Here is a 12,608-nt window from a genome sequence, read left to right as displayed (position 1 = left end):
CTTACGAGTGTCACGATAAAAGGGAGTGTTGCTCAGTGACAGGAAAAATTAAAAATTACTTTGCTGGCGGTAATACAGCTAGAGGTTTCCATAATTTATATGATTCCAATCTTCAAGATCTAGACCGGTTATTTATTCTAAAAGGCGGACCAGGAACAGGTAAATCCTCACTCATGAAAAAGATCGGCAATGAGTGGCTTGAAAAGGGCTATGATGTTGAATTCTTACATTGTTCTTCTGATAATAATTCCATTGATGGCGTGTTAATCCCGGCGTTAAAGGTGGGAATTGTCGATGGAACTGCCCCGCATGTGATTGAACCCAAAGCACCAGGTGCAGTGGATGAGTATATTAACCTCGGCACAGCTTGGAATGCTCGTGCCTTAGCGACCCATAAAAGTACCATCTTGAAGTTAACCAATCAAATCAGCCAGTCCTTTCATAAGGCCTATGATACGTTTAAGGAAGCATTGGATATACATGATGATTGGGAAAAGATCTATATCAACAGCATGGATTTTAAGAAAGCCGATCAATTAACGACCAAATTAATTGATTCCTTTTTTGGAAAAATGAAGCTTAGTAAAAAATCAGATATCCGTCATCGCTTTTTAGGGGCAGCAACGCCTAAGGGAGCGGTCGATTATGTTCCGAATTTAACCGAAGAGATTCCAAAACGTTATTTCATTAAAGGGCGCCCAGGCTCTGGTAAATCCACGATGCTGAAGAAGCTTGCGGCAGCGGCTGAAGTCAGAGGGGTGGATGTTGAGGTTTACCATTGCGGCTTTGACCCGCACAGCCTTGATATGGTTATTTTCAGGGAGCTTGGAATTGCGATTTTTGATAGCACGGCACCACATGAGTACTTCCCAAGCCGAGACGGCGATGAAATCATCGATATGTATGAATTACTAATCGCTCCAGGGACAGATGAAATTTTTGAAGAGATCATTACTAAAATCTCAACCAATTATAAAAATAAGATGAACGAGGCAATCTCTTATTTAGCGCGGGCAAAGGAACTTCATGATGAGCTGGAGGAAATCTATATTGCAGCGATGGACTTTTCCGTTGTTGAAGGAATCCAGAACAAAATAGCCGAGGAAATCAGGGAGTTAGCAGCGAGTAAAGTAGAGTAACAAAACTTTTAATGATACTTCTCACCAAATTAGGCACGGCGCATACGTTAAAGGGAAAATTAAATAAAAGGGGCTAATAACCTTGGATCATTTCAATTACCCTCAGGGTCATGGTAGAATGCCTAATTCTCCTTATGAACACACCCTTCGGCAACAAACACAAGCGCCGCCGCACGGAGGAGGCCATCAACCGCCGCCGCACGGAGGAGGTCATCAGCCGCCGCCGCATGGGGGAGGCCACCAGCCACCGCCGCACGGAGGAGGTCATCAGCCGCCGCCGCACGGGGGAGGCCACCAGCCGCCACCACACGGGGGAGGCCATCAGCCGCCGCCACACGGGGGAGGATATCAACCGCCTCCGCACGGAGGAGGCCACCAGCCACCGCCGCATGGGGGAGGATATCAACCGCCATATGGAGGCGGTCCACATTATGGCAGTGCCCCGACTGCACCACCGCCAGCCTTTATTCCACAAGAATCAGTTGGCTTATATGCGGTTGACCCAGGAGGAATTAGGCACTGCCTGTACCGTTATACCTATATTTGGCTAAGAAATGGAAGTAGCTTCTGGTATTATCCAACCTACGTGGGCAGAAACTCAATCGGCGGGTATCGCTGGAGTGGAAACCACTGGGTATATTATGGAACGGACTTAAATAGAATCCGTTCATTTAGTTGCCACTAACAAATAGGAACTGCCCTGAAAAAATGGGCAGTTCTTATTTTCATTCTAAGAATGTGGATTTGTTTTGCTGCTTTGCCCCTTGTTGCGCTTATTTCCTTTGCTGTTATCACCGCTGACAAATTCGCTGGAAAATTCAGCTTCCGATTGTCCTGCTTGCGGGGAGTTTTGATTCTTGCTGCCTTTGTTGTATTTCTTCGTCATCATTGATCCCTCCTTTTCACTATGGTTTAGTTTGCTTTCGAGTATGTTGTTTATTCAGGTAAAATAAAGGTAATAGTTGAATGATGAGATAGCTGGTGAGTATTTTTTGAAGGGATGATTGAATGCAGTCAAAGATCGATTTGTTAACACAACTATTTGAAAAGAATCGCAACGAAGCAAATGCAGGACCGATGAAGAAATACATGAAAGACCACTTCCCCTTCCTTGGCATCAAGAAGCCTGATCGAAGTGTGCTGGAGAAGCAATTTTTTCAAGATACAGGATTGTTAAAGGAGTCGTTTAACCAAGCATTTATTCGCGAACTTTGGGCGAAGGATGAACGTGAATACCAATATACTGGATTGGTTTATATGGAAAAATCGCTGAAAAGGCTGGAGAAAAGTGATTTACCATTTATGGAAGAATTGATTCAAACGAAATCGTGGTGGGATACGGTTGATGCAATTGCTCCCAAACCGGTTGGGGAAATTGCCAAAAGGTTTCCTGACGTCGTCGCAGAAACGATTGATAGCTGGGCGACCCATGATTACCTTTGGATGCGCAGGGCGGCACTTCTTTTTCAATTAAAGTATAAAGAGAACACGAATGAAGAGCTTCTTTATCAATACATACGTCTGAATGCAGACAGTAAGGAATTTTTTATCCAAAAGGCCATTGGCTGGGCATTACGGGAATATTCAAAGTCCAATCCTGCTTCCGTGAAAAAATTTATCGAGGCGACAAAGCTAGCACCGTTAAGTGTTCGGGAAGGAAGTAAGTATTTAGGTTGAGCATCTGGGAGATAATGTATTAGATTATCTGTTAAAATAGCAATAATGAAAAGGGATAGAGGGTGAACAGCATGATTAAATGTATTGCAACAGATATGGATGGGACATTATTGAATTCGGTTCAACAAATCAGCTCAGCGAATAAAGAAGCTATTTTAAAAGCGCAGTCACAAGGCGTTGAAGTGGTGGTCGCGACAGGCCGGTCGTATCAAGAGGCTACTTACGTACTTTCTGAGGCGGGCTTAACCTGCCCGGTTATTTGTGTGAATGGCGCGGAAGTACGTTCCGAAGAGGGGGATGTCCTTTCAGCGACGCCGATTGGGAAACAATTAGCTCGAGAGGTTGCTGCAAGACTTGCAGAAAAGGACGTGTATTTCGAAGTTTACACAAATCAGGGTGCCTTCACGATTGATCCCGCTAAGGCCGTTTCCATTCTAGTTGATATCGTGATGAGTGCGAACCCAGAAGCCAATCAAGCTGAGATCATTGAAGCAGCAGGGGCAAGAATCCATGATGGCTTAGTCCAAACAATTGAAGATTATGAACAACTGTTTGCGAATGATCAGTATCAAATCTATAAATTTCTTGTCTTCTCGTTTGATGGGGAAAAATTAGAAGCGGCAAATCAAGCATTAGCAGACTTAGAAGAACTTGCTATCGCTTCTTCCGGTCATGAAAACCTCGAAATCACGAATCGTGAGGCTCAAAAGGGAATTGCACTTGAATCGTTTGTAAAAGCAAGAGGAATAGATTTAGCGGAAACGATGGCGATTGGTGATAATTATAATGACGTATCGATGTTTGAAAAAGCAGGCAGATCTGTGGCGATGGGAAATGCCAATTACGAAATCAAATCTCTTTGTGATGTAATTACAGACACCAATGTAGAAAGCGGCGTAGCAAAGGCGATACATGAAGTAATATAAGTTGTAAGTTGTAAGTAAGGGTGTCAGGCACCATGTGAATATTATTTCACATGGTGCCTGACACCCTTTAGGTTTTGTTTTTACATAATCTCAATTTTTAATGAATTCACCTGTGAAACTAGGAGTTCTTCGTAATCTTTTTGGGCTTGGTAGTAGATTTCTTGTTCGCCGGCTTTAGGGTTTTCTTTTTTGGCCTTGGTCACTAAGTCCTTTTGGACCTTCTGGGACATGACGATCATTTGATACTGCTGCTTTTCTGTTGCCCAAAATTTCTCTTCTCCGTACTCGTTGATCAGCTTTTTAGCGGACTCAAATTGATTATATTGTCCGCGTGCTTTGCTAAGGGCTGCATCTACTTCCGTCTCGGTTGCTTTATGACCCTTTTCATCCGCGAGTAGAGCCATCGCCCGGAGGCGGATGATTTGTGTTAATAGCTGATTTTTATCTTCAAGTGTTTTTTCCTGTGCCTCTAAATATGTTAGTTCTTCCTCTAACTGCTCGCCCTTATATTGTTTCTGTGCGCTCTCACGGTTGATGGCCAGCTGCAATTGGTTAATGAACTTATAAAAGCTGACGTCCTCATCAGTGATCCACTGGCCATTAACCTTGGCAACTCCTTTTGGTTTGGTCACGTTCAGTTCAATAACTTTTTCCGTCTTCTTTCCGTCTTTCTCAAGCGTAAACGCAGCCTCGTATTTCCCGCCCATCGGCAAGTTCACTTTGCCAGTATAGGTGCCATTTTTCCCTTCCTCAAGCTTGACATCATAACTGCCATGATCCATTTCCGTCATTGCTAGGTGAGCAGATACATCTAGCCCTTTTACGGCTTTCTTATTTTCGGTTACTTTTACTTCAAACGGCATGGCTGTATCCTTAACGAAATAAAGATCCTTCGTGACGTCCACTTTATAGTCAGGGTCTGAACTGCATCCTGCCATCACGGCAACCAGAAGAAGGATGGCGAATATTATCCGTATCTTCATGAGCTGATTCCTCCTAAATTATGAGTTTGTAAAAACTCATCTACTTTATATTTCTTCATTTTTCCATTTTCCAAATATGCTACATGGGTACAAATCTGTTTGATTTCGTCCAGATGGTGCGAGGACAGCAGAATCGTTTTATCCTGAAGGGAATGGAGTACATCTAAAATTTCTTTTCTTCCGAGCGGGTCAATACCGCTCGTCGGTTCATCAAGAATCAGCAGGCTGGAATCTTGATAAAGGGTGATTGCTAAACCAAGGCGCTGCAGCATTCCTTTCGAGTACTTCTTGACTTGTTCATGGCGGTCGTCCCACAGGCTGACCGAGCGAAGTACCTGCTCGATTCGTTCCTGGTTGGCGGTCTTCGTTACCGCCTCGGCGAAGAACGTCATATTTTCCAATCCGGTCAGCATCGGATAAAGCATAAATTTTTCCGGCAGATAGGCGATTGCTCTTTTCCACTCCTCATTTTTCTTGTTCACGGCAATCCCATTTATTAAAATTTCTCCTTGCTTGACTGGCAGTAATCCAAGCAAACTATTGATAAATGTCGATTTCCCGGCACCGTTTCGGCCAACCAGGGCACAAATTTCATTCCGGTGAATGTCTAGATTGATGGAATCCAAGACTGTTTTTTTTCCGAATGATTGGTTTAAATTCTTGACGTTGATCATTCGTATCCCTCCTTACGATTGAATACAATCGCTGTGGAAAATGAAGCGGTGAGCCAGAACAATAGATTTCCAAGCAGGAAGAAGGCAGGCTTTGTCCACATAAACGCTTGTAAGAGTCTCGACATATGACCGAAGGAATATACCCCCGTGCCTGTTTCTAAAAACATTCGAACAGCCTGAAGTGGATTTAAAAAGTAGACCGAAGAAAATAGTTTCACATTTTCGTGCGTCACATCGGACAAGAACGACAGCAAGATAAAATCATGTAAGAAGAAAAAGTAGAACCAAACAAAGACCGTAAAACCTAATATCTGCATCCTCGAGCGGCTGATACTGCCGATGGCGGCACCCATTTGCAAGAACACAAGGCCCATGCAAACAATCGCTGTTACAAAGATGAAATAACTTTTCATATCAAGTTGGAAGTTAAATTTTAATAGTAATAAATAAATGAAAAACCACGTAATCAGCGGGACTAGGACAACGGTATAGAGCCCCAGGCTTTTTTTGATTAGGAAGCTTCCGAAATGGTCTGTCTTTGTCAGCAGCATAATCAAAGTCTTTTGTTCTTTTTCTTGAAAGATCGAGAATGCCCCGATAAATAAGCATAGAATTGGAATAAAATAGATAATCGTATCGAACAGGTTGATTAAGAGCACATAAAAGCCTTTATCAAATGAAAGGGCTGAGGAACGAAATAAAATTGCAATTGAAATCAGAACAATAATACTTAAACTTAGCCAAAGTCCTTTTCCTCTTATATTTTCCTTCCATTCCTTCCAAATGTAATGCATAGTAGGTGTCTCCCCTTTAGTAAAATCCCCACGATAAGCAAGGTGGCAATAAGGATAATTGCTTTCGAAGGCGTTCCTTTTGACGCTGTTAGCGGGTGTGGGTCATGAAACATGATGGCTTCCTTTGATAGAGCCGCGTTCATTTTTTCATAAATCTTCAATGCGGGACTTTTTAAAAATAAATAGGATAATTCTTGGTCTTCAATTAATTGGTATAAAGAAGAACGATAGGTTATTGGAAAATCCCCAATGTGGTCTTGGTCTAAATCGGTGATCGGGAACGCGCTGCCCCAGTCATTCCCTTTGCCATCCTTGCTCCAGGAATTATTCTCACTATTGCCGCCAAGAGTTACAGCAGGAATCGTATTTTCGGTAATTTGGTTTAAGGTAAAAACTTGGTCATTGGAACTCGACCACAGTTCAATTCCGATTTGGTTTTGAACGATTTTGTTGTGGCGAAAGTCATTTCTTGTTGCTTGATCAATATACATACCGCGTTGGTTCATATAAAAGGTATTATCGGCAATATCATTGTCATTGGCTTGGAGTAATAGTAATCCAAAGGATTGATTGCCGTAGTTCACGAGAAATTGATTATCCTCGAGTTTCAAATGGTTTGAGTTCATAATCGCGGCCCCGCCGGTATTCATCGTGAATATATTTTTCTTGAAAATGTTTTCGTCGGAATACATGTAATGCAAGCCATATCTTGTGTGGCTAATATTATTTTCATAGCTTTTATTGTTGTTGGCATATTCAAAGAACATCCCGTCACGGGTGCCTTCAATCGTATTTTTTTCAAGCCGATTATCATTGGCATAATAAACGTGAATCCCATTTCCCTGGGCGGCAATTTCGCCTTTGCCCAGGCCCTTAATCTGGTTGGAACGAATGGTATTATGGTGCGCCTGGCTTAAATAAATGCCGTGAAAGGAGTCGCGGATGCTGATGTGTTCAACGACATTGTTGTTTGTGTAAATCTTAATGGCCGCGTACTCCTCAGCAGAGTTCCGGTTCATCCCTCCATGCATGACGGTTAGATGGCTCAGTTTCACATTAGGGGCTTTTATGGAAATGACATTGCCCGATCCGTCTCCTTTAATCACCGTCTTTTTTGAGCCAATGATCGTTATCGGTTTGTTGATGACAATATTGCCCGAGTACGTTTTATTTTCAAGCTGGAGGACCGCCCCTTCTTTCAGGCTGTCGATAGTTGCTTGTAATGGTTCGGCTGCCAGCTTTTTCTCAGGGCTCATGACTAGCAATAGAGAAAAAATGAAAGATACGAGCGCAAGTTTTTTCATTTACTTTCGATCCTTCCATAACGGAATGAGTAAGAGAATAAACGCAGCGATCACCAAATATGTTCCGAGGCCAAGCAGGCTGTTGGTTTGGAAATTCGCCACCGTATTATGACCTAAAATAGGCGGAACAAACGGATCCATTTTGATCGGAGCTTCAGGACTTAGATTGGTGCCAAACTTTTTCAAAGCATGGTGAAGATCATATACACCGAGTCCGCCGCCAATCACAAATAGGCCAATCAATCCGTAAAGAACGGATTTTTTTCGGAGCAGGGCGGTTAAAAGCGTAAGAGCCGCTAATCCTCCAACTAAATAAGGTAAATACGCTAATTCAGGGAAGTTTTTTTCACTGAAGTTCGCCATACCAATATAGTGGTTAAGTCCATTCACGATATCAATTTCCCCTGCGAGCTTATTCGGGTACACGATGATATTTAGCCCTTCTGGATATTGAGGAGCAACAAAGACCATTTTCCACCATGGGAAAAATAGTGAGATGACTATTAAAATAGTTGAAGTAACAAGTAATAATGAAGAAACTACTGATAATTTTTTGGTTTTACTCGTCATGTTAACATCGCCTTTTTAATGAAATCGGTAGTAAACGGAGAAGGGTATCAATCTTTTTCATTGATACCCATCACCAACATATTGCTTAAATTACTGTTTTGGTTTGACAAGGAAGTAACCGGTCATTTCTTGGTGCAGCGCAGAACAGAAGTTTGTGCAATAAAGTGGGTAGGTTCCTGCTTTATTCGCGACAAATTCCATTGTGTTGGTTTGTCCCGGCTGGACTTCCATGTTTAAGTTATAGCTGTTGATGGCAAATCCGTGGGTAATATCTTCATCGAAATCAATATTTGTCAGATGAATCGTCACATGATCTCCTTCATTTACTTCGATCACATCAGGACGTTTTGCTTTGGCATCAAAGATGAATTTCGAACGCATCGCGATACCATATACATCGACTTTGTTACCATTACGAACGATTTTTGTATCGCTCTGCTTGTAAACAGCTTCCTTATTCTTTGTGTCCTTCGGATAGACTTCAATTGTTTTGATTTTATCCGCTTTAATCATTTGGGCATAGTGTGGTTCTGGGTTAACTGGTGCTGATTGGATGATCTTCATCTTACCGCTGATATCAATTAACTGCATCGATTCCGGATGAGAAGGTCCAACGGATAAATAGCTGTCTTTCGCAATCTTATTTAAGGCAATGATATATTTTCCGTCAGGTGCAACCGTGTCACCTTCTGCGGCAACAGAATGTCCTGGAGAATATTGAACAGGGACACGATCTAATGTTTCACCTGTTTTTGGATTCCATTTCACAATTTCCGAAGAAATAAACATTGTTGTGTAGGCCATGCCTTTGTCATCAAATTGAGTGTGTAGTGGTCCTAAGGCATTTTCAGGGTTAACTTCTCTTTCCATCACAGATTTGTAATTAAGGACTGGAATCCCATTGCGTTCACCAGCGAAGTCTTTGTTTGCGACAGCTTTAAATGCTTTTTCAAACGAGAAGACTGTCATGGTTGGCGCTAATTTTCCGGAAGCGATAAAGTGCTTGCCATCTGGTGTTACGTCGACACCATGTGGTGATTTTGCGACTGGAATTAAATAAATGCCGCCTTTTTGCTTCTCAGGGAAGATCATTTTCTGACCGCCCACATTTTCGTACTTGCCTTCCTTGACCATTTTCTCAAGCTCTTTCCAGTTGAAAAGAACAATATAGTCACGGTCTGCTTGTGAAGCATTAATTTCAAGGTTCGTTGTTGACTCCTCGGTATTATAAGTCGTCATAACCGCCCAATCCGCTGATTCTTTTTTACCTGCATCAGAAAGGTCATAGGACCATGGTGGAAGGGCAACTTGGTAACCAATATTTAGCTTTTGTTTGTTTTGATCAAATGTGACAGCAGACATCACGCCGCGATATTTTGTACTGTAATCATCTAGTGATTCGTATTTGTGCTGCAGCGGCACGGCGAAGCGAGTCGGCAGGAACATATACTCGGTATTTTCCGTAACGAAGGCCGCACAGTGCGGTCCGCTTGTATTTGGAACGTTAATGATATCTTTCACGGTAAATGTTTTTAAGTCCATCGCGGCCGCACGGCTGTTACCAACATCGGTTGCAAACATGTATTTCCCGTCATAGTCACCTTTTGTTTCAGAGAAGGCCGGGTGATGTAGGTCTCCCCATGTATAACCGCCCATTAATTTCTTCGAGTGTTCATCGAAGCCGTATCCTGTAGCCGAATCCTGCGAGAAGACCGGAACTGTTCGAATATGACGCATGGATGGCACCCCATAAATAAACATTTGACCGGAGTGGCCGCCGGAAGCAAATAGATAGTAATCATCTTTTTGGCCGAATGGGACATATACCTTTTCGGCATCGCTCTTTGTGCTTGACGCTGCTTGCGTGTCTGTCTTAGCTGAGAAATCTGCAAACGTAATCGTTGCTGCGACAAACCCGGCTAAGAGACCCGATGCAATCGGAATCCATTTTTTCATTATGTACACCACCTTTTTTATTTTTCAGAGGCTTGTTTAAGTAGGTCTAATACTTGCTTACGTTCTTCGTCGGATAATGGGTTTTTCCCAATCACGCCTGACATGACAGCAGAAGTAGGCGCTTTTAAAAATTCTTCAATCGGCTTGCCATGCTTGCCTTCTACGTTTACAAACGCTTGGGAAAGATCTGGGCCAACTGCTCCACCCGTAATTTTTAGAGATTCAACACTGTGGCAGCCGAGGCAGCCTTTCTTGTTAAGGATGTTATCTTCATTGGCGGAAACCGTTGTTGCTTCTTTTGAGTCGGTCGTTGTTTCTTCTTTTGCAGCAGAAGTTTCTGTCGTCTCTTTCGTTTCTGTTTGTGCCACTTGAGGCTGTTTTGCGGAATCCCCCATGATCACGCCAAACACTAAGTAACCTAATCCAAAGCCGAGTAATGTACAAATAACAAAACTGATAATGGCTTTATTCATCTTTTTCCCTCCTTTTTTCTCAAATGAACATCTTCATCCTAAACACTTCCATGTCAGAAAAATGTGACCTACCGCACACCTTTGTTATAGTTTTTGAACGTTTTGTGAAAGGGCTTAGTATTACGTGATTTGAAAAGATGAACGTTTTGTGAAATTCGTCACTACATCAAGTGACGCAGTTCTTTACAATAAAAGTAAGTGTTCATCAAAAGGGGATTTTTAAAAAGGGTGGTGAAAAGGATGATTCAAGTTGATTGTTTAAAAGAGCCGAATCTAGCAATCTATCAACAGGTTGCCCAAATGGATTTACTTCGGAAAATTGTTATCTTTAAGGATTTATCGGAGAAGTCACTAGCGATTATTGAAAAAAGGATTCATACACTCGAGTTGAAAAAAGGGGAAAGGATCATTTCGGAAGCCGAAGTGGCCAAGGGGGTTTATTTTGTTCATACCGGTGCAGTGAAGTTAACGAAGCAGGATGAACAGGGGAATGAAATTATTGTTTGTGTGAAGCAACAAGGGGATGTGTTTGCAGAAGCCTGTTTGTTTACAAAAAGGACAGAATACTACCCGGCAACTGCGACCATGCTTCAGGACGGAAGAGTCTTATTTTTAAATAAATTGGAACTTGAGCGGGATTTGTTCAACCATCCGGAATTATCGATTCAAATGATTAGTTATATGAGTGATGTGCTCCGGGAAATGACCTCGCAATTACGAGACGTGGCTTTGCTCGATGTGTATGCGAAGACTGTTAAGACATTAGAGCGCCTCGGTAATAAATTTAATAATGGCCTGAACAGATGGGATATAGAGATTCCCTTGACCATTCAGGAATTTGCCACCGTGGTCGGAACCACCCGGGAAAGTGTCAGCCGCGTTTTCTCCAAGTTAAAAAAAGATGGGATCATTGATATGAAATCACGTAAAATTATCATACGTGATTGGTGCACGCTTTGTACCCTGCTGCATCGGGAATATTAACATAGAAAAAAAGCCCTTCACTATGAGGGGCTTTCGGTTACTTATCAAATTTATAGGTCCAAAACCGTTCATTATTAATCCACTTCATCACTTGCGGGTCTTGGTTTTTTAATTTCTCTTCCATTCCGATAAACATTTGCTCGGTTTGCGAACGGTGCGCCTGGATGGCTGCCATTTTTGTTTTGGCAACAGGGCTGATGTCATTGAGAATATCTGGTTCCCCGAGCTCATCAACACAATTGTTTGAGAATGCGACACAGTGTAAGGTTGGCCGTGCGGCTGGGCTCATTTTTTCAACCGCGCGAACGACCGCCGCACCAGTGGCATCATGGTCCGGGTGGACCGAGTAGCCTGGATAAAACGTAATAATAAGAGAAGGATTAACTTCCTCGATCAAGGCTAACATTTGATTGGCAAGTTTCTCTTCATCTTCAAATTCAATCGTTTTATCGCGGAATCCGAGCATGCGCAAGTCTTGAATGCCCAGTACCCGTGCCGCTTCCTTCAATTCTTCTCTTCTAATCTTCGGCAAGTTTTCACGATTGGTAAACAGAGGATTTCCCATGTTGCGTCCCATTTCACCTAACGTTAAACAGGCATAGGTAACAGGGGTTCCGTTCTGCACATGGGTGGCAATGGTGCCTGACACCCCAAATGCCTCATCATCAGGGTGAGGGAAAACAACCAATACTTGGCGTTCTTTTTCCATAAATTCTTCTCCTTTCGGGCCTTGCATTCTTATTCAAAAGGGGTGCTGGAAATCTCCAAGGCAACCGCTAGTTTTCCATCATGGTCGTGACCGGCTAATAAGAGACGGTTGTTCTCATCAATTTCGTAATGAGTGATCCCTTCTGCGTAAATCCAGCCAAGCTGAATCTTTAACCCAACCCGAAACGGGCCATTCCCTGTTATTTTCCCTAACTCATAATGGACAAGGGCATTGCGGATGAATGCACCGGCTGAAAAGAAGCTTTGATCGTTATGTGAAGCATAGGCACCGTTGGTCGTTTCAAGGTGAATATAGACATCTTTATTAGCAAAGCTGTTAATGGCATCTTGTGCACCTTTTACATCAATAAGTTCCAAAATGAAGCCTCCTTTCCCATCATTAATTTTGAGATTATGTCT

At 42.6% G+C, this 12,608-nt stretch carries 15 protein-coding genes; 5 read left to right on the top strand and 10 right to left on the bottom strand.

All coding sequences use genetic code 11. The annotated features are described in order from the left end of the window. The first annotated feature begins 35 nt into the window (after window positions 1–35). Window positions 36–1,139 carry a PRK06851 family protein gene (locus ACE198_RS02860; protein WP_251459615.1) on the top strand — a complete coding sequence of 368 codons (1,104 nt, stop codon included), beginning with the start codon at window positions 36–38 and terminating at the stop codon, window positions 1,137–1,139. Between the two features lie 82 nt (window positions 1,140–1,221). Further along, window positions 1,222–1,824, top strand: coding sequence for a hypothetical protein (locus tag ACE198_RS02855; RefSeq protein WP_375374646.1), 603 nt, complete (start codon window positions 1,222–1,224; stop codon window positions 1,822–1,824). 45 nt (window positions 1,825–1,869) lie between these two features. Here the strand turns inward: ACE198_RS02855 and ACE198_RS02850 are convergent, their stop codons facing one another. Then, window positions 1,870–2,025: a hypothetical protein gene (locus ACE198_RS02850; RefSeq protein WP_375374645.1), complete on the bottom strand. Its 156-nt coding sequence runs from the start codon at window positions 2,023–2,025 to the stop codon at window positions 1,870–1,872. Window positions 2,026–2,147: 122 nt separating this feature from the next. Between ACE198_RS02850 and ACE198_RS02845 the strand changes: the two genes are divergently transcribed. After that, the gene (locus ACE198_RS02845) at window positions 2,148–2,816 is read left to right on the top strand and encodes a DNA alkylation repair protein (RefSeq protein ID WP_375374644.1); all 669 of its coding nucleotides are present in this window, start codon (window positions 2,148–2,150) and stop codon (window positions 2,814–2,816) included. A 71-nt stretch (window positions 2,817–2,887) separates the two neighbouring features. Continuing rightward, window positions 2,888–3,742 carry a Cof-type HAD-IIB family hydrolase gene (locus tag ACE198_RS02840; protein ID WP_375374643.1) on the top strand — a complete coding sequence of 285 codons (855 nt, stop codon included), beginning with the start codon at window positions 2,888–2,890 and terminating at the stop codon, window positions 3,740–3,742. Window positions 3,743–3,822: 80 nt separating this feature from the next. On the opposite strand, the gene ACE198_RS02835 is transcribed toward ACE198_RS02840, so the two are convergent. The 7 genes from ACE198_RS02835 to ACE198_RS02805 form a co-directional block, all read right to left on the bottom strand. Beyond that, complete coding sequence (locus ACE198_RS02835) at window positions 3,823–4,725, bottom strand: FixH family protein (RefSeq protein WP_375374642.1); 903 nt, start codon at window positions 4,723–4,725, stop codon at window positions 3,823–3,825. Next, complete coding sequence (locus ACE198_RS02830; RefSeq protein ID WP_375374641.1) at window positions 4,722–5,399, bottom strand: ABC transporter ATP-binding protein; 678 nt, start codon at window positions 5,397–5,399, stop codon at window positions 4,722–4,724. Before ACE198_RS02830 ends, ACE198_RS02835 begins: the two co-directional genes overlap by 4 nt. Then, on the bottom strand, window positions 5,396–6,193 hold the full coding sequence (locus ACE198_RS02825) for an ABC transporter permease (protein WP_375374640.1): 798 nt from the start codon (window positions 6,191–6,193) through the stop codon (window positions 5,396–5,398). Before ACE198_RS02825 ends, ACE198_RS02830 begins: the two co-directional genes overlap by 4 nt. Then, window positions 6,157–7,497, bottom strand: coding sequence for a nitrous oxide reductase family maturation protein NosD (nosD, locus tag ACE198_RS02820; RefSeq protein WP_375374639.1), 1,341 nt, complete (start codon window positions 7,495–7,497; stop codon window positions 6,157–6,159). The genes ACE198_RS02825 and nosD overlap by 37 nt, the downstream gene beginning before the upstream one ends. Then, the gene (locus ACE198_RS02815) at window positions 7,498–8,067 is read right to left on the bottom strand and encodes a hypothetical protein (protein WP_375374638.1); all 570 of its coding nucleotides are present in this window, start codon (window positions 8,065–8,067) and stop codon (window positions 7,498–7,500) included. 90 nt (window positions 8,068–8,157) lie between these two features. Beyond that, a complete protein-coding gene (nosZ, locus tag ACE198_RS02810; RefSeq protein ID WP_375374637.1) occupies window positions 8,158–10,023 on the bottom strand; it encodes a Sec-dependent nitrous-oxide reductase in 1,866 nt (621 codons plus the stop codon). A gap of 17 nt (window positions 10,024–10,040) precedes the next feature. Further along, window positions 10,041–10,496: a cytochrome C gene (locus ACE198_RS02805; RefSeq protein ID WP_098571582.1), complete on the bottom strand. Its 456-nt coding sequence runs from the start codon at window positions 10,494–10,496 to the stop codon at window positions 10,041–10,043. A gap of 240 nt (window positions 10,497–10,736) precedes the next feature. On the opposite strand from ACE198_RS02805, the gene ACE198_RS02800 reads away from it, so the two are divergent. Beyond that, complete coding sequence (locus ACE198_RS02800; RefSeq protein ID WP_375374636.1) at window positions 10,737–11,480, top strand: Crp/Fnr family transcriptional regulator; 744 nt, start codon at window positions 10,737–10,739, stop codon at window positions 11,478–11,480. A 37-nt stretch (window positions 11,481–11,517) separates the two neighbouring features. Here the strand turns inward: ACE198_RS02800 and bshB2 are convergent, their stop codons facing one another. Continuing rightward, window positions 11,518–12,189 (bottom strand): bacillithiol biosynthesis deacetylase BshB2, encoded by a 672-nt coding sequence (gene bshB2, locus ACE198_RS02795; RefSeq protein ID WP_375374635.1) that lies wholly within the window; start codon window positions 12,187–12,189, stop codon window positions 11,518–11,520. 29 nt (window positions 12,190–12,218) lie between these two features. Continuing rightward, a complete protein-coding gene (locus ACE198_RS02790) occupies window positions 12,219–12,566 on the bottom strand; it encodes a YojF family protein (protein ID WP_375374634.1) in 348 nt (115 codons plus the stop codon). Between the last annotated feature and the right edge of the window lie 42 nt (window positions 12,567–12,608).

The organism is Neobacillus sp. KR4-4 (genome assembly GCF_042136325.1).
GTDB lineage: Bacteria > Bacillota > Bacilli > Bacillales > Cytobacillaceae > Neobacillus.
This window is presented reverse-complemented; position numbering and strand designations above follow the sequence as displayed.